Annotated in this window: 16 protein-coding genes; 5 read left to right on the forward strand and 11 right to left on the reverse strand. The window is 72.9% G+C overall.

Going from position 1 to position 18,266, the window contains the following annotated elements:
- Positions 1-16: 16 nt before the first annotated feature.
- Positions 17-736 (forward strand): FAD binding domain-containing protein, encoded by a 720-nt coding sequence (locus tag ACZ7JA_RS31505; protein WP_351666415.1) that lies wholly within the window; start codon positions 17-19, stop codon positions 734-736.
- 15 nt (positions 737-751) lie between these two features.
- Here the strand turns inward: ACZ7JA_RS31505 and ACZ7JA_RS31510 are convergent, their stop codons facing one another.
- Positions 752-1,288, reverse strand: a complete 537-nt coding sequence (locus tag ACZ7JA_RS31510; protein ID WP_393440799.1) for a cysteine hydrolase family protein — start codon at positions 1,286-1,288, stop codon at positions 752-754.
- 102 nt (positions 1,289-1,390) lie between these two features.
- Here ACZ7JA_RS31510 and ACZ7JA_RS31515 point away from each other — a divergent pair, with 102 nt between their 5' ends.
- The gene (locus ACZ7JA_RS31515) at positions 1,391-2,347 is read left to right on the forward strand and encodes a hypothetical protein (RefSeq protein ID WP_351666417.1); all 957 of its coding nucleotides are present in this window, start codon (positions 1,391-1,393) and stop codon (positions 2,345-2,347) included.
- Between the two features lie 18 nt (positions 2,348-2,365).
- On the opposite strand, the gene ACZ7JA_RS31520 is transcribed toward ACZ7JA_RS31515, so the two are convergent.
- Positions 2,366-3,175, reverse strand: coding sequence for an SGNH/GDSL hydrolase family protein (locus tag ACZ7JA_RS31520; protein ID WP_351666418.1), 810 nt, complete (start codon positions 3,173-3,175; stop codon positions 2,366-2,368).
- Positions 3,176-3,529: 354 nt separating this feature from the next.
- On the opposite strand from ACZ7JA_RS31520, the gene ACZ7JA_RS31525 reads away from it, so the two are divergent.
- Both ACZ7JA_RS31525 and ACZ7JA_RS31530 read left to right on the forward strand, forming a co-directional pair.
- Positions 3,530-4,702 (forward strand): S1 family peptidase, encoded by a 1,173-nt coding sequence (locus tag ACZ7JA_RS31525; RefSeq protein ID WP_403677198.1) that lies wholly within the window; start codon positions 3,530-3,532, stop codon positions 4,700-4,702.
- A 115-nt stretch (positions 4,703-4,817) separates the two neighbouring features.
- Positions 4,818-5,327: a GNAT family N-acetyltransferase gene (locus tag ACZ7JA_RS31530; RefSeq protein WP_470811765.1), complete on the forward strand. Its 510-nt coding sequence runs from the start codon at positions 4,818-4,820 to the stop codon at positions 5,325-5,327.
- A gap of 43 nt (positions 5,328-5,370) precedes the next feature.
- On the opposite strand, the gene ACZ7JA_RS31535 is transcribed toward ACZ7JA_RS31530, so the two are convergent.
- The 4 genes from ACZ7JA_RS31535 to ACZ7JA_RS31550 all read right to left on the reverse strand — a co-directional run bounded on the left by ACZ7JA_RS31535 (position 5,371) and on the right by ACZ7JA_RS31550 (position 10,554).
- Positions 5,371-6,312, reverse strand: coding sequence for a carbohydrate ABC transporter permease (locus ACZ7JA_RS31535; RefSeq protein WP_389298223.1), 942 nt, complete (start codon positions 6,310-6,312; stop codon positions 5,371-5,373).
- A 1-nt stretch (position 6,313) separates the two neighbouring features.
- Positions 6,314-7,219, reverse strand: coding sequence for a carbohydrate ABC transporter permease (locus tag ACZ7JA_RS31540; protein ID WP_351666422.1), 906 nt, complete (start codon positions 7,217-7,219; stop codon positions 6,314-6,316).
- A 34-nt stretch (positions 7,220-7,253) separates the two neighbouring features.
- Positions 7,254-8,597, reverse strand: coding sequence for an ABC transporter substrate-binding protein (locus ACZ7JA_RS31545; RefSeq protein ID WP_389298226.1), 1,344 nt, complete (start codon positions 8,595-8,597; stop codon positions 7,254-7,256).
- Between the two features lie 130 nt (positions 8,598-8,727).
- Positions 8,728-10,554, reverse strand: coding sequence for a glycoside hydrolase family 2 protein (locus ACZ7JA_RS31550; RefSeq protein WP_351666424.1), 1,827 nt, complete (start codon positions 10,552-10,554; stop codon positions 8,728-8,730).
- Between the two features lie 178 nt (positions 10,555-10,732).
- Here ACZ7JA_RS31550 and ACZ7JA_RS31555 point away from each other — a divergent pair, with 178 nt between their 5' ends.
- A complete protein-coding gene (locus ACZ7JA_RS31555) occupies positions 10,733-11,755 on the forward strand; it encodes a LacI family DNA-binding transcriptional regulator (protein ID WP_470811768.1) in 1,023 nt (340 codons plus the stop codon).
- 651 nt (positions 11,756-12,406) lie between these two features.
- Here ACZ7JA_RS31555 and ACZ7JA_RS31560 read toward each other — a convergent pair.
- From ACZ7JA_RS31560 to ACZ7JA_RS31580, 5 genes are all read right to left on the reverse strand, one after another.
- A complete protein-coding gene (locus ACZ7JA_RS31560; RefSeq protein ID WP_470811770.1) occupies positions 12,407-13,414 on the reverse strand; it encodes an ABC transporter permease in 1,008 nt (335 codons plus the stop codon).
- A 23-nt stretch (positions 13,415-13,437) separates the two neighbouring features.
- Positions 13,438-14,400: an ABC transporter permease gene (locus ACZ7JA_RS31565; RefSeq protein WP_351666427.1), complete on the reverse strand. Its 963-nt coding sequence runs from the start codon at positions 14,398-14,400 to the stop codon at positions 13,438-13,440.
- On the reverse strand, positions 14,393-15,910 hold the full coding sequence (locus ACZ7JA_RS31570) for a sugar ABC transporter ATP-binding protein (protein ID WP_470811773.1): 1,518 nt from the start codon (positions 15,908-15,910) through the stop codon (positions 14,393-14,395). Before ACZ7JA_RS31570 ends, ACZ7JA_RS31565 begins: the two co-directional genes overlap by 8 nt.
- Before the next feature lies 1 nt (position 15,911).
- A complete protein-coding gene (locus tag ACZ7JA_RS31575; RefSeq protein WP_470811775.1) occupies positions 15,912-17,009 on the reverse strand; it encodes an ABC transporter substrate-binding protein in 1,098 nt (365 codons plus the stop codon).
- 168 nt (positions 17,010-17,177) lie between these two features.
- The gene (locus ACZ7JA_RS31580) at positions 17,178-18,191 is read right to left on the reverse strand and encodes a LacI family DNA-binding transcriptional regulator (protein ID WP_351666509.1); all 1,014 of its coding nucleotides are present in this window, start codon (positions 18,189-18,191) and stop codon (positions 17,178-17,180) included.
- Between the last annotated feature and the right edge of the window lie 75 nt (positions 18,192-18,266).

Genomic DNA, 18,266 nt, shown 5'->3' on the forward strand with positions numbered 1-18,266 from the left:
AGGCAGGTCGGCCGTCGTGCTGCTGCGTCTGCCCACGTCCGTGTCCGAAGCGCAGGACTGCCTGGTCGAGGGGGCCGTGCCGGTCGGCGGTGCCACCCTGGTGTGGGCCGCCTGGCAGCGGGACGGCTTCCCCGCGAGCGCCATGTCCCTGCGGGAACTCCCCGAGGCCAATGTGATCGGCCGCGAGGAGCTGGGCGCCGCCGTGGTCCTCGCCGGCCTCGACGACCGGGTGCCGGACGTGCTGCGCCGCGCGGCCGCCACGGTGGGCACCGGAGCCGTGCGCCGGACGGCCACGGTCGGCGGCAACCTCGCGGGCAGCGCCCTGCGGTGTCTGCTGCCGCCCGCGCTCGTGCTGGACGCCCGCGCCAGGGTGCTGGACCCGGCCGGCGTCCGCGAGACCGGCCTCGCCGAGGCGGCGGCCGGACGCGCGGTGCTGCTCGGCGTCCACTGGCGGGAGCCGGTCGCCGCCGCGTACCGCAAGCTCCCCGGCGTGGACGGCGGCGCCCCGCCCCTGGTCGTCGCCTCGGCGCTGCACGACGGCGAGCGGGGCCCGCGCCTGCGTGTCGCCGTGCGCACCGGCTACGACGTGCTCAGCGAGGCCGTCGACCGCGGCAACGGTGCCGGGGACGCCCTCGCCGCGCTGCGCGAGACGCCCCTGGGCGGCCTGCCGCCGGTGGCCTGGAAAGCCGTCCGGGAACAGGTGTCGGGCCTCCTGGACCGGCCGGAGGGGCGGTGAGCGGCCCGCGCGCGGTCAGGCCCACAGCTCCCGGCTGTCGCATACACGGGCGCCCATGTTCCGCTCCATCATGCGCAGCGCCGCATCCGCCAGGTCGGCGTGGATGTGCGCCACCGCGTCCCGGGGGATGACGACGTCGAAGTGCCGGATGTGGGCGTCCAGCGACGAGTAGAGCACGCACTGCTCGGTGACCTGGCCGGACAGCACGAGCCGCTCGATCCCCTGCTGCTGGAGCAGGTACGCCAGCGGGGTGTCGAAGAAGATCGAGTGCCGGGCCTTGACCACGAACAGGGAGCTGCGGTCCGGCCGCAACGGCTCGACCAGTTCGGCGCGCGGCCCGGCCAGCGCGTGCTCCAGCAGCTCGCCGTGGTGGGAGCGCCACTCGCCGAAGTTGTCGTTCACGTAGATCACCGGCACGTCCTTGCGCCGGGCCCGTTCCAGGAGGTCGGTCAGCACGGGGACGACGGACTCCACCGAGGGGAGCAGCAGCTCGGCGTCCTTGTGGTCGTAGGTGTTGATCATGTCGATGACGATCAGCGCGGTCTTGCCCATGTCCGCAGAGTTCCACTCCGAGGGGCCCGCCAACCGGTCGGTGACAGATAACGATCTCGGTGAACACCTTGCGTAATTCCCCTGCCCCTCTAGCCTCCGGCCATGGCTTTTCTATCGCGTCGCCGCCGAGGGGCACGCCTGGCGCCGGAACTCGGCGACCAGGACCTGGGCAGGCTGCTGAAGTCCCTGCTGGCGACCACGAGGACCGGAACGATCGCGACGACGGACCTGTGCGCCGCCCAGCTGTCCCGGCTCCTGAGCCAGGAGCCGGGCGACTGGGACCGCCGCACCCACCGGCTGGGCGTGCTGGGCGGCTTCCTGGCCGGATCGCACCTGGCGCGGTCCTGGGCCGCGCGGGAGCCGCGCGACGCGAACGCACTCGTCCTGCACGCCTGGACCGAGGTCGCCCACGCCCGCGCGCGGGGAGGTCTGGACGACGCGTCCGGCACCGTGGACCACTGTCTGCGGGCCGCCGAACTCGCACCGGAGGACCCCGCTCCGTGGGTCGCCCTGCTGGCGGTGGCACGGCTGGAACGCTGGGCGCAGCCCCGGGTGTTCGGGGTGTGGAACGAGGTGCTCGCGCGCGACCGCTGGAACCGCGAGGCCTACTTGAGCATGCTGGGCTATCTGAGCCCGGAGGAGGCCGGATCACGCATCCAGGTCCTGGAGTTCGTGGACACCCTGCGGGCCCGTATGCCCGCGAACGCCCCCTGCGCGGCGACCGAACTGACCGCCCAGGTCCAGCAGTACCAAGCCGTGCTGGACCGGGGCGGGTTCGAGGCGCTGGTGGCGCGCAACCACTGGTCCCAGGCCATGGCGGCCCAGGCCCTCGACCGTGTCGCGCACACCTGGCCGCGGCCGGGGTTCCTGAGCCACGCGGCGGCCGCGGCCGATCTCAACGTGCTCGCCTACGCGTTGCTGGCCGCCGATCGGCGGGTGGAGGCCCGTGCCGTCTTCGAGACGCTCGACGGCACCGTCACCGCCTGGCCGTGGCAGGCCGGGGGCGATCCGGTCGAGGAGTACGAGCAGGCGCGGCGCAAGGCGACGGCCGGGATGTGACCGGCTCCCGTACCCGGGTCAGAGCGCTCGGGTGAGCAGGGGGAGGTAGCCGAGGGAGTGGCCGGTCGCCGTCGGGTGGTAGGACTCGCCGAGGTCCAGCCAGTCCACGCCGTGCAGCCACGGTTCGGCCGAGCAGATCCCGTGCCCGTCGAAGACGGTCCGCACGTCGACGAAGGTGAAGCCGTGGGCGGCGGCGCGCGCGGCGAGCACCTGGTTGAGGTGGTCCGAGGCGTCGTTGAGCGCGGACCGCTCGGCGTCCGGCAGCCCGCCCGAGCAACTGCCGTGCAACTGGTACAGGCGCGGATAGCCGAGCACCACGACGCGGGCGGCGGGGGCCTTGCCGCGGATGGCCGAGTACAGACGGTCGAGGCTGGCCGGCAGCGTCTCGTCCGTGGCGGCGCGGGCCTTGGCCACGGCCGACAGGCAGGTGCCGCTGCCGCCCAGCACGCAGGACGCCATCACGGTGGTGAACCCGGCGTCCCGGCCGCCCGCCGTGAGGGTGACCAGGCCGGTGCGCGGGCCGAGCGGACCGAGCTGCTTGTTCAGCACGTCGCCCGTCTTGGCGCCGTCGCAGGCGGTGAAGCTGAACGACGAGGGGGAGTGGGCCGCGGCCCACAGGGCGGGGAAGGACAGGCTGCTGCGCAGGCAGCGCGGGGCGGCGGTGAGGTAGCTGCCGGCTCCGACGCCCGCCGAGTAGGAGTCCCCGAGGGCCACGTAGCCCGTGGCCGCGATGCCGGGTGCCGCCGCCGTGGCCGCGGGACCGGCGAGGGTGCAGACGGCCGCGAGGAGGAGGGCGGCCGCCCAGGGGGCTATTCGGGACTTTCTCATGACTCTCCTCTATCCCGGCCGGGCCGGGGCCGCCCGCGCCGGACTCCCGTGCGGCCCGCTCCGGTTGACGGATGGCGCCGCTCATGGCGTCGGCAGGAGCGGCCCCGGGGCGGCAGGGCGACGGGCCCGACGCGGGGCGCCCGGCGAGGCGCTTCGCTCCCCGCTGATTTCACCCGATGAGCCGTCACCCGCCCGGCGGCGCGCGGATCGCCGCTTACATCGTCGAACCGAAACCGTGCATTGGCATGGACCTGACCTACGCATCGGGGCTAGGCTCTGCCCCGCCACGCATGAGAGCGCTCTCAGACATCGGCTGTTCCACCCCCACCCCTGGAACGACGAAGGGCAACCCCCATGAGACGCACCAGACTTGCGCATGCCGCCCTGGCCGCACTCCTCGTCCTCGGCGGACTGAGCGCGGCCGGCGCCTTCCCCGCCTCCGCGACCGGCTCGCCCGCCGGACCCGCCGCTGCCGCACGATCCGCCGAGCCCGCCTCCGACGGCATCGTCACCGCCATGCGGCGGGACCTCGGCCTGACCCGCGCCCAGGCGGTGGCCAGGCTCGCCGCCGAGAAGACCGCCGCCGGGCTCGACCCCGAGGTGCGCCGCACGGCCGGCGCCGCCTACGCGGGCTCCTGGTTCGACGCCCCGAGCGGGCGCCTGACCGTCGCCCTCACCCCCGACGCCCCGGCCGCCACCCGCCGGGCGATCGAGCGCGCCGGCGCCACCGTCCGCACCGCCGAGCACAGCGCCCGGCGGCTGGACGCGGCCAAGGCGCGCATCGACCGGCTGTCCGCGCCCTCGGGGATCAGCGGCTGGCACGTCGACCCGAAGGCCAACACCGTCGTCGTCGACGTCGTGCGCGGCGAGCGTGCCGACAACGATGTCCGGCGCTTCCTTTCCCTGGCCCGCCGGACCGGCCCCGTCACCGTCGAGACCTCCGCGGCTCCCAGGACCCTCGCCGCGGGCACGGTGGGCGGCGATCCGTACTACACCGGCAACGTCCGCTGCTCCATCGGCTTCTCGGTCTACGGAGGCTTCGTCACCGCCGGGCACTGCGGGCAGCCCGGCGCCGGGGTGAGCGGCTGGGACCACTCCTACGTCGGCACCTTCCAGGGCTCCTCCTTCCCGGACAACGACTACGCCTGGGTCAGCGTGGGCAGCGGCTGGTGGACGGTGCCCGTGGTGCTCGGCTGGGGCACGGTGCCCGACCAGCTCGTACGCGGCTCGAACGTGGCGCCCGTCGGCTCCTCGGTCTGCCGCTCGGGTTCCACCTCGCACTGGCACTGCGGCACGGTGCTGGCGCTCAACGAGACCGTCAACTACAGCCAGGGCGCGGTGCACCAGCTCACCAAGACCAGCGCCTGCGCCGAGCCCGGCGACTCGGGCGGCTCCTTCATCACCGGGGACCAGGCCCAGGGCGTCACCTCCGGCGGCTGGGGCAACTGCTCCAGCGGCGGCGAGACCTGGTTCCAGCCGGTCAACGAGATCCTCAGCCGGTACGGTCTGACCCTGCACACCTACTGACCGCACGCGGCGGCCCGGGGGTTCCGCGTCCGGCGCGGGACCCCCACCGCGAACCCCGGGAACACGGGGCGGCGAGACCGTCCGCGCGACGCCACCGCGGAACGGACCTCATCCCATGCACGACACCTGGACCACCCGCCCCGAGACCGCCGCCGACCACGCCGCCGTACGCGAGATCCACCTCGCCGCCTTCGACACCCCGCTGGAGGCCGACCTCGTCGACGCCCTGCGCGCCGACCCGGCCTGGATCGACGGGCTGTCCTGGGTCAGCACCGGCACGGACGGCACACCCGCCGGCCACGCGCTGCTCACCCGGTGCCACATCGGCGAGGCTCCGGCCCTGTGCCTCGGCCCCGTCGGCGTACACCCCGAACACCAGCGCACCGGCGCCGGATCGGCGGCCGTGCGCGCCGCGCTCCGGGCCGCCGGCGCCCTCGGCGAGCGCCATGTCGTCGTCCTCGGACATCCGGAGTACTACCCGCGCTTCGGCTTCACCCGGGCCTCCGCCCACGGCGTCGGCCTGACCGTCGACGTCCCCGACGAGGCCCTGATGACCCTCACCCTGGACGCCGGCGGCCCGCCGCCCGCCGGAGCCGTGCGCTACGCCGCGCCGTTCGGCATCTGAGGACGCACGTGCCGCGCGGGGCGCCGCGGCCCGGCGCGGCGGGTCACTGACCGCCCAGTCCCGTCGTGGCGACGGACTTGACGATGTGCCGCTGGAAGAAGACGAAGACCACCACCAGCGGCAGCGCCGCGAGCACGGCGGACGCCATGGTCTGGGCGTACTGGATGCCGTAGGCGTCCTTCACCGAGGTGATGCCGACCGGCAGCGTCATCAGCCCCGGGTCGGACGTCGAGACGAACGGCCACAGGAAGTTGTTCCAGGCCCCGATGAACACGAAGATCGCGACGGCGGCCAGCATCGGCCGCGACAACGGCAGCAGCACGGACCAGAAGACGCGCCAGTGGCCGGCGCCGTCGATGCGGGCAGCCTCCTCCAGCTCCCGCGGCAGCGAGTCGAAGTGCTTCTTCAGGATGAACACCATGACCGGCGCCACCGTCTGCGGCAGGATCACCGCCGCGTAGGTGTCGACCAGGTGCAGGGTGAGCATCTGCCGGAACCACGGCACGATCAGCAGCTGCGGCGGCACCAGTACCGCCGCCACGGTGAGCGCGAACAGCCACCGGCGCCCGGCGAACACCGTGCGGGAGAAGGCGTACCCGGCCATGGCGGAGACCAGCACCGTGATCACCGTGACCGCCGCGGACACCAGGAAGCTGTTGAGCATCCACAGCGGAAGGTCGCCGCGCTCCCACACGGTCGAGAAGCCGTGCAGGGTGAAGCCGTGCCGGGGCAGGAACCACTGCCCGGGGTCGCTCGCGTCCTGCTCGGACTTGAACGCGGTGAGCAGGGCCCACGCCATCGGCAGCAGCCACACCAGGGCCAGCACCGCGAGCACCGCCAGGGCCAGGCCCCGGGCGAGCCGGCTGTCGCCGAGGGTGAGGTTCCGCTCCGGCCGGGCGGCCCGGCGATACCCGCCCGGGCGTCTCGGCGGACGGGCGGCGCGGGCCGGCGCGGCCGGGCGGACGGGCAGTTCGGTGGAGGTCATGTCACTTCTCCCGGCGGCGGAGGGCGGCGTACTGGGCCGCGGAGGCGATGAGGACGAGGGCGAAGAAGACGTAGGCGACCGCCGAGGCGTAGCCCAGCCGGTAGCCGGTGAAGCCGACGTCGTACATGTACTCGATGACCGGGCGGGTCGAGTTGTTCGGGCCGCCCTTGGTCAGCAGGTACACCTGGTCGAAGACCTTCAGCGAGGCCAGGATCTGCAGCACGGTGATGACGCCGGTGATCCGGCCGAGCTGCGGCAGCGTGATCGACCGCAGCCGCCGCCAGGCGCCCGCCCCGTCGATGGCCGCCGCCTCGTACAGGTGGTCGGGGATGGCCTGCAACGCGGCCAGGTACAGCAGGAAGTTGAAGCCGACCGTCCACCACAGGGTGGTCAGCACGATCGCCCACATCGTCACGGACTCGTCGCTCAGCCAGGACACCGGCCCGAATCCGACCGCCTCCAGGAGATGGTTCAGGAGCCCGAGGTCCGGCTGGTACAGCCAGATCCACAGCAGGCTCACCACGCCGACCGGGAGAAGGTACGGCGCGAAGAACGCCAGCCGCCACACCCACTGGCCCGGCAGGCCGGTGTGCACCAGCAGCGCCATCCCGAGTGCCACCGCGACGAGCGGGACCGTCGACAGGACGGTGAACCACAGGGTGTGGCCGAGGGAGCGCCACATCTCGGCGTCCCCGAGGGCCTCGGTGAAGTTGTCGAGGCCCACGAAGGACGGGGCGTGGGCCGACAGCGAGGTGTCGGTCAGGCTCATCCAGAGGCCCTGGGCCAGCGGCCACACCATGAAGAGGGCGAACAGGACGAGGAAGGGCAGCGCGAACAGCAGGCCCGGGGGCAGCAGCCGGCGCGCCGACGGTGCCCCGGTGCGGGGCGAGGCGTGGGGAGAGGACATCGTTGTGCCTCCTGCGCGGTGGATCGCGGCCGGGTCAGGCCGGGCTGGGCTTGGACAGGAAGGTGTTCAGGCGCCGCACCATCGCGCGCGCCGCGCGGTCGGGGGCGAGACCGTCGAGCAGGGCCTGCTGCAGGACCTGCGACATGGCGTTCTGGAAGTCCGAGCCGGCGCCCGCGAACCACACCGAGGGGTCGAGTACCACGTGGTCCTGGGCGTTCGCGTAGTGCGACTGCGGCTGGAGTCCGGCGTAGGCCGCCGTCCGGGTGACCGGGCCGTAGGCGGGGATGTGCCCGGCCGTCGCCCAGATCTGGCCGGCCTTCAGCAGCGCCGCCACCGCCTGGTGGGTGCGACGGCGGCGCCCGGGGTCGGGGTCCGGGTGGTGCGGGAGGACGAAGGAGTGCGAGTCGGCGTAGACGGCCGGGGTGCCGAACACCGTCGGGAACGGGGCCGCCCCCACGTTCTTGTCGGCCGTGCGGAACGTGCCCAGTTCCCACTCGCCGGAGAGGATCATCGCCGTCTGCCGGTTGCTGAAGGCGGCGATCGCCGAGGCGTAGTCCAGCCGCCTGGGGTTCACCCGGCCGTCGACGATCCGGGCCATGAAGGCGATGACCTCGGCCATCCGGTCGACGTCGACCTCGGCGGGCCCGCCCTGGGGCAGCCGGAACACCCCGCCGGTCTGCCGGTACAGGCCGTAGAACAGCCGCCACCCCTGGGCGGTGTCGGTGACGTAGCCGAAGGCGATGCCCTGCTTGCCCGAGGCCTTCGCCAGTTCACGCCCCGCCGCCAGGAACCGGTCGGGGGAGGAGAACGCCTCGGTGTCCAGCGCCCCGTCCTTGGTGAGCAGACCCGCCTCGCGGGCCGGTTCCGGGTGGTAGAAGACGATGAACGGGTGCGTGTCCAGCGGGATCGCGTAGGTGCGGCCCTCGAACTGGGTGCGGGACCACACGGCCTTGGTGAAGGCGTCCTCGGTGACGCCGTACTCCGCCAGGACGTCCAGGTCCCACGGGTCCAGCAGTCCGGTGGGCGCGTAGCCGGCCAGCCGGGACATGTGGGAGACCGCCACGTCGGGACCGCGCCCGCCGGCCGAGGCCATGGCGAGCTTGGTGTAGTACGGGGTCCCCCACTCCAGGACGGTGCGCTCGACACGGGTGCCCGGCATGTCGGGACGCGCGGCGCGCACCATGTCGTTGAGCAGTCCGCCGTCGGCCCCGCTGAACAGGTCCCACAGGCGGACGGTCGAGGCGTCGGCCGCCTGGGCGGAACCGCAGCCGCTGAGCGCGCCGGCGCCCAGGACCGCGGCACCGGAGGCGAGCGCGGCCGTCAGCACCCGGCGCCGCGTGGGCGCGGGCGGACCGACGGGTGCGGGTATGCCGGTCATACAGCTCCTCTCCTACGGGCGGCGGTCCGCGGGACGCCCTTCGCGCCCCACGGGTGCCGCCCATGGACATACATCGATGTAAATCACGGGGTCGTGCGTCCCTCCGGTGCCCCAGGGGAGGGACGGGAGGTCACGGGGTGTTCTCGAAGGCCGCGGGACGGGTCTGGGCGGCGCGCAGCAGGGCGGTGTCGACCTTCTCGGAGCGGTCGAAGCGGTAGACGCCGTTGCGCTCCTGGAAGACGTCGGTGAGCTGGGTGTAGCAGTACCCGAACATGTCCGGGTCGTCGAGGAGCACGGCGGTCAGACCGGTGAAGCGCTCGACGAACTCCTCGGCGGTGCGCGGGCGTTCGCCGTAGCCCCAGGAGGCCTCCGCGTCGTCGCCGGCGGCGTTCGCCGCGGCCTCGGGATCCCACCAGACACCGCCGAACTCACTGCAGAAGTACGGCTGGCCGCGGTAGGGCAGCGACCAGGGGCGGCCGTCGGGGCCGGTGTTGACGTACGGCCGGTCCGCCGCCAGACCGGCCATCGTCTTGGCGAAGGCGGCCGGGTCCTGCTCGTAGCAGTGGGAGTCGTAGACGTCCGTCTCGGCCACCCGGTGGGCGTAGCCGGAGGCGTCGATCACGGGCCGGCTGGGGTCCGCCTGCTTGGTGGCGAGGAACATCGCGCGGGTGACGTCGTCGAGCCCGGTGATGCGGTCGTGCAGGTGCTGGTAGGTCTCGTTGAGCGGGCACCAGCCGACGATCGAGGGGTGCGAGTGGTCGCGCTCCAGCGCCTCCAGCCACTGGGCGACGTAACTGGCGTCCGGGCGCTGGTTGTCGTCGCGTACGCCGGTCTCGCAGCCCCAGTCGCCGAACTCGCCCCAGACCAGGTAGCCGAGGCGGTCGGCGTGGTACAGGTAGCGCTCCTCGAACACCTTCTGGTGCAGCCGGGCGCCGTTGAAGCCCGCCGCGAGCCCCAGTTCGATGTCGCGCACCAGGTCGGCGTCGCTCGGCGCGGTCATCAGGCCGTCCGCGTAGTAGCCCTGGTCGAGGACCAGACGCTGGAAGAGCGGTTCGCCGTTGAGCAGCAGGCGCTTGCCGTGGATCGCGACCGAGCGCAGGCCGGCGTAGGAGCGGACGGAGTCGACCGCCTTCCCGCCGGCGTCCAGGACTTCAAGCAGGAGGTCGTACAGGTGCGGGTCGGCGGGCGACCAGACCCGGCGGCGGTCCTCGGGGACGGTCAGCACCAGGCGGGGCGCGAGGCCGAGGTCGGCCCGGGACTCGGCGGTGACGACGGCGCCGTCCCGGTCGCTCAGGGTGGCGCGGACGCGGTGCCCGGGTGCGTTGGCGGTGAGCGGCAGCTCCACGTGGAAGGAGTTCGAGGCCAGGTCGGGGGTGACGCGCGGGCGCCTGAGGGCGGCCGAGCGGGGGACCGGCTCCATCCAGACCGTCTGCCAGATGCCGGTCGTCCGGGTGTAGTGGCAGTGCGAGTTGGCGTACCAGGTGGCCTGCTTGCCGCGTGCCTGGACGCCGTGGCGGCTGTCCCGGGCGCGGACCACGACGGTCAGCTCCCGGCCCGGGGCCGCCAGGTCGCCGAGATCCGCGGTGAACGGGGTGAAGCCGCCGCGGTGCCGGGCCACCTCGGTGCCGTCCACCCACACCGTGGTGTCGTGGTCCACGGCGCCGAAGTGCAGCAGCACCCGGGCGTCGGTCCAGTCGTCCGGGACCGTCACCGTGCGCCGGTACCAGACCGCCTCGAGGAAGTCGGTCTCGCCGACGCCGGAGAGTTCCGACTCGGGGCAGAACGGAACGACGATCCGGCCGGTGAGCGGACGGTCCCTCAGCCCGCGCTCCAGGCCGGTGTCCGACCGGTCGATCTCGAACTCCCACTCGCCGTTGAGATTCAGCCATGCGTCACGGACGAACTGCGGCCTGGGGTACTCGGGGCGGGGCAGGTCCGCGGGGTGCGGGACGGGCATGGTGCTCCTTGCGTCCGGGGTGCTGTTCGGTGCGAGCACATGGCACCATGAGATTTACATCGATGTAAATACCCGGGACGCAAGAGGTCCCGGGCAGGTGGGTTCTGAACCGATCCGGCCACCGGACGGGATCGGGCCCGGTCCGTGCCGATCGGTATGATCCACGGCAGGCGGGAGGATGATCGGCGTGGCAGCCAGACCGAGGATCAAGGACGTGGCGGAGTACGCCGGGGTCTCACCCAAGACCGTCTCCAACGTGATCAACAACTTCGAGCACGTCTCGGAGCGGACCAGGACCGCCGTCCAGGAGGCCATCGACGCCCTGGGCTACCGGGTCAACATCGCGGGACGCCAGCTCCGCCAGGGCCGTACCGGAATGATCACGCTGGCCGTCCCGGAGCTGGACGTCGCCTACTTCGCCGAGCTGGCCAAGCACGTGACGGCCGAGGCGGACCGCCGCGGGCGAACCGTGCTGCTCCACCAGACCGGGGGAGTGCGGGAGCGGGAACTGGCCGCGCTGCACGGCTTCGACGCGCAGTTCTCCGACGGCGTCGTGCTCAGCCCGCTGTCCCTGCTGCCGCGCGACCTCGCCACCCGCGACCGGAGACTGCCCGTCGTCCTGCTCGGCGAGCGCTCCGCCGCCGGCACCAGCGACCACGTGGGCATCGACAACGTCGCCGCCGCCCGCGAGGCCACCGGGCACCTGCTCTCCCGGGGACGCCGGCGCATCGCGGTGATCGGCGGCTCGGTCCGGGGCCGGCAGGGCACCGACCGGCTGCGCACCGACGGCTACCGCGAGGCGCTGGCCGCCGCCGGACTGCCCTTCGCCGAGGACCTCGTGGTGCCGGTGCGGGCGTTCCACTGGCAGGACGGCGCCCGCGCGGCCGCCGCGCTGCTGGACCGGCCCGCGCCCCCGGACGCCCTGCTCTGCCTCAACGACCACCTGGCGCTGGGCGCGCTGCGCGCCCTGCACGAGGCGGGCCGTTCGGTGCCCGGCGACCTCGACGTCATGGGCTTCGACGACATCGAGGCCTCCCGCTTCAGCGTCCCCTCCCTGACGACCGTCGCCCCGGACAAGGAGGAGATCGCCCGCAGCGCCGTCTCCCTCCTGCTGGACCGCATCGACGACCCGGAGTCCGGCTCCCCGGAGGACCGGGTCGCCGGGCACCGGGTGATCGTGCGCGAGAGCACCGGGGGCTGAGGCCGCGCCGCTGGGACGGGCGGGGACGCCCGGAGGGCATGCGCGCCTCTGCGTCGCTCACGGGGACGTGAACTCGTGAGCGTGGGCCCCGGCAGGACCCGCGGGCCCTCGGACCGGCGCGTCCCGCGGGCTCGGCGTGACCGACGGGCCCGGCGCGACCAGTGGATCCTCGGACAGGCATGACGCGCAGTCCTGGCGTGTCCCGGGGCCCCGGCATCTGCGGGGCCTTGGACTGGAGTGTCCCGCAAGGCCGGGTGTTCGCCGGGCCCGGCGTGTCGTGTCCGGCGGGCCCGCCGTGCCCCGAACGCCCTTGCTCTACCTGCGGGTCTCGGGCCCGTCCCGAACCGCGGGGTGGCCGGCCCGAACCGCGAGCCCGGCTGAGCTGCGGGCCCTGCGACCGGTTGTCACGCGGGCTCGGCAGGCCCGGCTGATCCGCGTCCCTGGCATGACGTGCCATCGGCGTGTCGCGCGGGCCTGCGTGTTCGACGGGCCTGGCGTGCCGTGCCGGGCCCGGCTGGTCCGCGGCCCCGGCATGACCCGTAGGCCCACGAGCCCGGTCGGAGTTCACGGGCGCGCGGGCCTACGGGGGACCGGTCCGGGCCCGACGTGCCGGGAGGCCGGGGGAGCCGCCGGCGGCGTCGGGTCCGTCGTTCACAGCACCCGGCGCCGGCGTCCCAGCCACGTCTGGGCGATGACGACCACCGCCAGGAAGGCGCCGCTCACCACCTGCTGGTAGGCCGAGTCCAGGGAGCCGATCTGGTTGATGACGTTCTGGATGACCTTCAGCAGCGCCACGCCGACGAGCGAGCCGCTGATGAACCCGAACCCGCCGGTCAGCAGCGTGCCGCCGATGACCACCGCCGAGATCGCCTCCAGTTCCATGCCCGAACCGAGGATCGTCACCCCCGACAGCAGCCACGCCGCGTTCAGCGCGCCCGCGAGGCCCGCGCACAGGCCGGACACCGTGTAGACGGCGACCTTGGTGCGGGCCACCGGCGCGCCCATCAGCGCCGCCGCGTCCTCGTTGCCGCCGACCGCGTATACGTACTGGCCGAAGCGCGTGCGCCGCAGCACCAACGCGCCCAGCACGAACAGCGCCAGCGTGATCCACACCGGCACGCCGACGCCCAGCAGCGAACCCTGCCCGAGCCGGGTGAAGAACGCGCCCTTGTCCACGAGGTACGTCCGCGAACCCTCGTCGGTCAGCGCCAGCAGGACACCGCGCGCCCCGAGCATGGACGCCAGGGTCACGATGAACGGGGCCAGCCCCGAGCGTGCGATCAGCAGCCCGTTGAGCAGTCCGACGAGCCCGCACACCGCGAGCGGCAGCAGCAGCGCCACCGCGGTGCCGTACTGCGACCCCCACGCCGCGAGCACCCCGCCGAGGGCGAACAGCGAGCCCACCGACAGGTCGATGCCGCCGGTGACGATCACGAAGGTCATGCCGAGCGCGACGACGGCGAGGAACGCCGACGACAGCGCCATGTTCTCCAGGTTGTCACCGGTCAGGAAGGTGTCGAAGCTCAGCGATGCGACGGCCATCGCGAGCACCAGGGTGACCAGCGCGCCGTGCTGCTGGGCGAGCGCGCTCAGCCGTTCGGAACGGCTCGCGCCCGGCGGGTCGTCGCCGGCCCGGTCGGTGGGGGTCTCTTTCCGCATGGTGGCTTCCCCGGCGTCCGTCGTCATCGCTTCCCCCGTTCGCGTGCCGCGTAGACGGCACCGACGATCACCACGGCCTGCGCGATCTGCGTCCACGACGGGGGCAGGTCGTGCTTGACGAGCGTGGTGGTGAGCAGTTGGATCAGTACGGCGCCCGCGACCGTGCCGCCGATGCGGACCCGGCCGCCGCTGAGCGGGGTGCCGCCGACGACCACCGCGGTGATGGCGGACAGTTCCATCAGGGTGCCCAGCGAGGTCGGGTCGCTCGCGGCGAGCCGGGCGGTCGCCAGCACGCCCGCGATCGCGGCCAGCGCGCCGGAGCACACGTACACCACGACCAGCACCCGGCGCACTGGCAGTCCCGCGAGACGGGCGGCGGGCCGGCTGTCGCCGACGGCCAGCAACTGCCGGCCGAAGGTGGAGCGCCGGACGACGAACGCCACGAGCAGTGCCAGCGCCGCCGCGATCAGCACCAGATGGGGGACGCCGAGCACGTCCCCGGAGCCGAGGGACGCGAGGCCGGGGTCGTGGACGTCCTTGAGCTGGGGGAGCAGCACCAGGGCGAGGCCCCGGGCGGCGACCATCAGCGCGAGGGTCGCGACGATCGGCTGCACCCCGACGAAGGCGACCAGCGCCCCGCTCGCGAGGCCGGCCGCCATACCGCCGACGACCGCGATCAGCGTGGCGATCCAGGGCCCGTACCCGAGGTACAGCGACAGCAGCGAGGTGGACAGCGCCATCACGGAGCCCACCGACAGGTCGACGCCCTCGGTGCCGATGGCGAGCGCCATGCCGAGGGCCACGATCAGCACGGGCGCGACCTGCACGGCCTGGGTGCGGAAGTTCTCCGCGGAGGCGAAGTGCGGGGTGAAGAGGAAGTTGAACAGCAGCAGGACCACCACGCCGCCGTAGACGCCGTAGTCCTGCAGCAGCCGCAGCGTCCGGTCCCGGTCCACCGTGCCCCGGGCGAGGCTGAGTTCAGTCATCGTGCCCTCCGGCCGGTACGGCGGCGATCGCGCGCATCAGCTCGTCCTCGGTGACGGCGTCGCCGGTCAGCTCGCGCACCACCGCCCCGTCCTTGAGGACGATCACGCGGTCGCTGCCCTCGATCAGTTCCTCGGTGTCGGAGGAGATCAGCAGCACCGCCAGCCCGTCGCCGGCCAGTTCGTCGACGAGTGCCTGCACCTCCGCCTTGGCGGCCACGTCGATGCCCCGGGTCGGCTCGTCCAGCAGCAGCACCTTGGGGTGCAGGGCGAGCCACCGGGCGAGCAGCACCTTCTGCTGGTTGCCGCCGGACAGTTCGCCCACCTTCTGGTGCGGTCCCGCCGCCTTGATGCGCAGCCGCTTCATGAAGGTGTCGACGATCCGGTCGACGCGCGCGTCGTCGACCAGGCCGAACCGGGAGAGTCCCGGCAGTGCGGCGAGCGCGATGTTCTCGCGCACCGACAGACCGGGCACGATGCCCTCGGTCTTGCGGTCCTCGGGGAGCAGGCTGATGCCGGCCCGGATCGCCGCCGCGGTGGAGCCGCCGCGCACCGGCTCGCCGGCCACCACGACCCTCCCGCCGTCGACGGGCAGGGCGCCCGCGATGGCCTTCGCGGTCTCGCTGCGTCCGGAGCCGAGCAGCCCGCCGAGCCCGACCACCTCGCCCGGCCGCAGGGACATCGAGACGCCGTCCAGCTGATGACGGATGGTCAGGTCGTGTGCTTCCAGCACCGGCTGGGCCGCGGTGTCGTGGGAGCCGGTGAACTTGGTGAGCCCTTCAGCGCGCACCTCGCCGATCTCCCGCCCGAGCATGAGGGCGACCAGCCGCAGCCGGTCCAGCTCGGCCAGCCGGCCGGTGTGCACCACCCGGCCGTCCCGCAGCACGGTGACCGCGTCGCAGATCTCGTACAGCTCGTCCATGCGGTGACTGACGTAGATCACCGCGATGCCCCGCTCCCGCAGCGTGCGGATCACCCCGAACAGCGTGCGCACCTCGCGGGGTTCCAGCGAGGAGGTGGGCTCGTCCATGATCACGACCCGGGCGTCGATCGCCACCGCGCGGGCCAGCGCCACCATCTGCTGCGCCCCGACGCCCAGTTCACGCAGCGGACGGCGGACGTCGACCCGGATGCCCATGCCGCGCAGGGTGTCCTCCGCGTCCCGGTGCATCCGGCGGAAATCGATCAGGCCCAGCCGGCCGCGCGGCTCGCGGCCGAGGAAGAGGTTGCGGGCCACGCTCAGCAGCGGGACGAGGTTGACCTCCTGGTAGATGGTGGAGATCCCCGCCTGCTGCGCCTGGAGCGGCGTGGCGAAGCGGACCGCGGAGCCGTCGTAGGACATCTCGCCGGCGTCGGGCTGGTACACGCCGGTGAGCACCTTGATCAGGGTCGACTTGCCCGCGCCGTTCTCGCCCACCAGGGCGTGCACCTCCCCGGCGCGCGCGGTGAAGTCCACCTCGGACAACGCCCGTACGCCGGGGAAGGTCTTGCACAGTCCGGTGACCTGGAGCATCTCAGAAGGCCTTGCCCAGGTCGGACTTGGCGTTGGCCTCGGTGTACGAGCTGTCCTGGATGACGATGTCCTGGGCGACCTTCCGGCCCTGGGTGAAAGTGTCCAGCGTCTGGAAGGCCAGCGGCCCGAAGCGAGGGTTGGACTCGATCACGCCGGAGATCCAGCCGTCCACGATGCCCTGCACGGCGTTGCGGGTGCCGTCGATGGTCACGACCTTCACGTCACCGGGCTTCTTGCCCGCGCTCTTGAGGGCGTTGACCGCGCCGAGACCCATCTCGTCGTTCTCGGCGTAGATGCCCTTGATCCCCGGCTTGGACTGGATCAGGTTCTCGGTGACCGACTGGCCCTTCTCCCGGGCGAATTCGGCGGTCTGCCGGAACACGATCCTCAGGCCCGGGGCCTTCTCCTTGACGCGGTCCTCGAAGCCCTTGGTGCGCTCGGTGGTGACGTTGTTGCCGGCCGCGCCGAGCAGGATCGCGATCTCGCCCTTGCCGCCGGTCGCGGCGATCATCTGGTCGGCCGCCCGCTTGCCCTGCTCGACGAAGTCGGAGCCGATGAAGCTGACGTAGTCCTTGCAGGCGGTGGCGTTGATCTTGCGGTCGACCGTGACGATCGGGATGTGCTTGGCGGCCGCCGTGCGCAGCACGGGCTCCCAGCCGTCCGAGTTGAGCGGCGCGATGACCAGGAGGTCGGCGCCCTTGGCGATGAGGTCCTGGACGTCGCTGATCTGCTTGGAGAACTGCGACTGGGCGTTGGCGGTGAGCAGTTCGACGCCCCGCTTCCGGGCCTCGGCCTTGATGGAGGCGGTCTCCGCGATCCGGAAGGGGTTGGCCTCCTTCTCGGACTGGGAGAACCCGACGGTGGCGGACTTCAGGTCCAGCTTCCTGCCGCCGTAGGCGTCGATGGCGCAGGTCGGTCCGGAACCGCCGCTCGGCGAGGCGACGACCTGGCCGGCGTCCTTGTCCTGCGAGGCGGCCTTGTCACCGCCGGAGTCGTCCTCGGACTTGGCGCATCCGGTCATGAGGGCCAGGCTCGTGACGAGTCCGGCGGCGATGAGGGTCCGCGTGCAGGTGCGACGCAGTGGTGCTGTGGGCTTCATGGGAGTCCCCAAACGGCGCGGCCCCGGCGCGCCGTCGGCGCTCACGGGGGGTAGGACGGCTTGCGGTCAACTCGGCGTGCACGTCGTTCAGGGGAGGTTTTTACATCGTTGGAAGAGAGCTGTAAACCCTCCCGTCCGAAATCCCGGCTGGGCGCGCGGGGCCCCGCCTCACCGCCGCCCCAGCGTGCTCTCGCGCTCCACCAGCCGGAATTCGGCCACGAGTTCACGTCCTCCGGGCTCCTCGCGCCCCGACAGACTCCGCAGCAGCGAGGCCACCGCCATCCGTGCGATGGCCTGCTTGTCCGGGGCGATCGTGGTGAGCGACACCGCGCCGAAACGGCCCTCGGCGATGTCGTCGAAGCCGACCACGGCGACGTCCCACGGCACTCGCAGACCCCGCTCGTGCAGCACCCGCATGGCACCGATCGCGATGAGGTCGTTCAGCGCGAACACCGCGTCGGGCCGCACGCCCGAGTCGAGCAGCTCGGCCATGGCCCGGGCGCCGTCGTCGCGGTCCCAGCCGCCGACCGGCACCACCAGGTCGTCCGGCGCCGGCACCCCGGCCGCCGCCAACTCCTGCCGCCAGCCGACGAGTCGCAGGTGAGCCGGGCGGTTCGCGGAGTCCGTGCGGGCGCCCAGGTAGGCGATCCGGGTGCGGCCCCGGCCCAGCAGATGGCGCACCGCGGCCCGGGCGGCGGCCACGTTGTCGATGGCGATGTGGTCGTGCGGCGCGTCGTACTCGCGCTCGCCGAGCAGCACCAGTGGGACGTCGTCGGACCGCCCCTGCAGGTCCTCGGCCTCCAGTTCCAGCGGGCTGAGGATGAGCCCGTCGATCACCCTCGCCCGGAAGCCCTGGCTGACCAGCACCTCCTGCTCGCGCTTGCCGCGGGTGTGGTCCAGCAGCACGGTGAAGTCGTGCTCGGCCGCCGCGTCGACCACGGCGCCCGCCAGTTCGGCGAAGTACGGGTTGCCCAGCTCCGGCACGGCCAGAGCGATGATGCCCGTGCGGCCCTTGCGGAGATGCCGGGCCGTCAGGTTCGGCCGGTAGCCGAGCTCGTCGATGGCCTGCTGCACCCGGGACCGCATCGCCGGTGTGACGTGCGGATAGTTGTTCACGACGTTGGACACGGTCTTGATCGAGACGCCGGCCCGCTCGGCCACGTCCTTCAGGCTGACCCGCAAAGGGATCTCCTCGGCATCGATGGGAGCTCCGAAGGGCGGAGCCATGTCATGACTCTGGACAGCGGCCGGGAGCCG

It is taken from the genome of Streptomyces sp. NPDC038135 (genome assembly GCF_055601245.1).

Excerpts from the sequence above, each read along its gene's own strand:
- ACZ7JA_RS31520 (WP_351666418.1), bottom strand. The coding sequence starts at position 3,175 with ATGAGAAAGTCCCGAATAGCCCCCTGGGCGGCCGCCCTCCTCCTCGCG.
- ACZ7JA_RS31510 (WP_393440799.1), bottom strand. The coding sequence starts at position 1,288 with ATGGGCAAGACCGCGCTGATCGTCATCGACATGATCAACACCTACGAC.
- ACZ7JA_RS31565 (WP_351666427.1), bottom strand. The coding sequence starts at position 14,400 with ATGACTGAACTCAGCCTCGCCCGGGGCACGGTGGACCGGGACCGGACG.
- ACZ7JA_RS31535 (WP_389298223.1), bottom strand. The coding sequence starts at position 6,312 with ATGACCTCCACCGAACTGCCCGTCCGCCCGGCCGCGCCGGCCCGCGCC.
- ACZ7JA_RS31515 (WP_351666417.1), top strand. The coding sequence starts at position 1,391 with ATGGCTTTTCTATCGCGTCGCCGCCGAGGGGCACGCCTGGCGCCGGAA.
- ACZ7JA_RS31540 (WP_351666422.1), bottom strand. The coding sequence starts at position 7,219 with ATGTCCTCTCCCCACGCCTCGCCCCGCACCGGGGCACCGTCGGCGCGC.
- ACZ7JA_RS31560 (WP_470811770.1), bottom strand. The coding sequence starts at position 13,414 with ATGCGGAAAGAGACCCCCACCGACCGGGCCGGCGACGACCCGCCGGGC.
- ACZ7JA_RS31570 (WP_470811773.1), bottom strand. The coding sequence starts at position 15,910 with ATGCTCCAGGTCACCGGACTGTGCAAGACCTTCCCCGGCGTACGGGCG.
- ACZ7JA_RS31525 (WP_403677198.1), top strand. The coding sequence starts at position 3,530 with ATGAGACGCACCAGACTTGCGCATGCCGCCCTGGCCGCACTCCTCGTC.
- ACZ7JA_RS31545 (WP_389298226.1), bottom strand. The coding sequence starts at position 8,597 with ATGACCGGCATACCCGCACCCGTCGGTCCGCCCGCGCCCACGCGGCGC.
- ACZ7JA_RS31575 (WP_470811775.1), bottom strand. The coding sequence starts at position 17,009 with ATGAAGCCCACAGCACCACTGCGTCGCACCTGCACGCGGACCCTCATC.
- ACZ7JA_RS31555 (WP_470811768.1), top strand. The coding sequence starts at position 10,733 with ATGATCGGCGTGGCAGCCAGACCGAGGATCAAGGACGTGGCGGAGTAC.
- ACZ7JA_RS31530 (WP_470811765.1), top strand. The coding sequence starts at position 4,818 with ATGCACGACACCTGGACCACCCGCCCCGAGACCGCCGCCGACCACGCC.
- ACZ7JA_RS31550 (WP_351666424.1), bottom strand. The coding sequence starts at position 10,554 with ATGCCCGTCCCGCACCCCGCGGACCTGCCCCGCCCCGAGTACCCCAGG.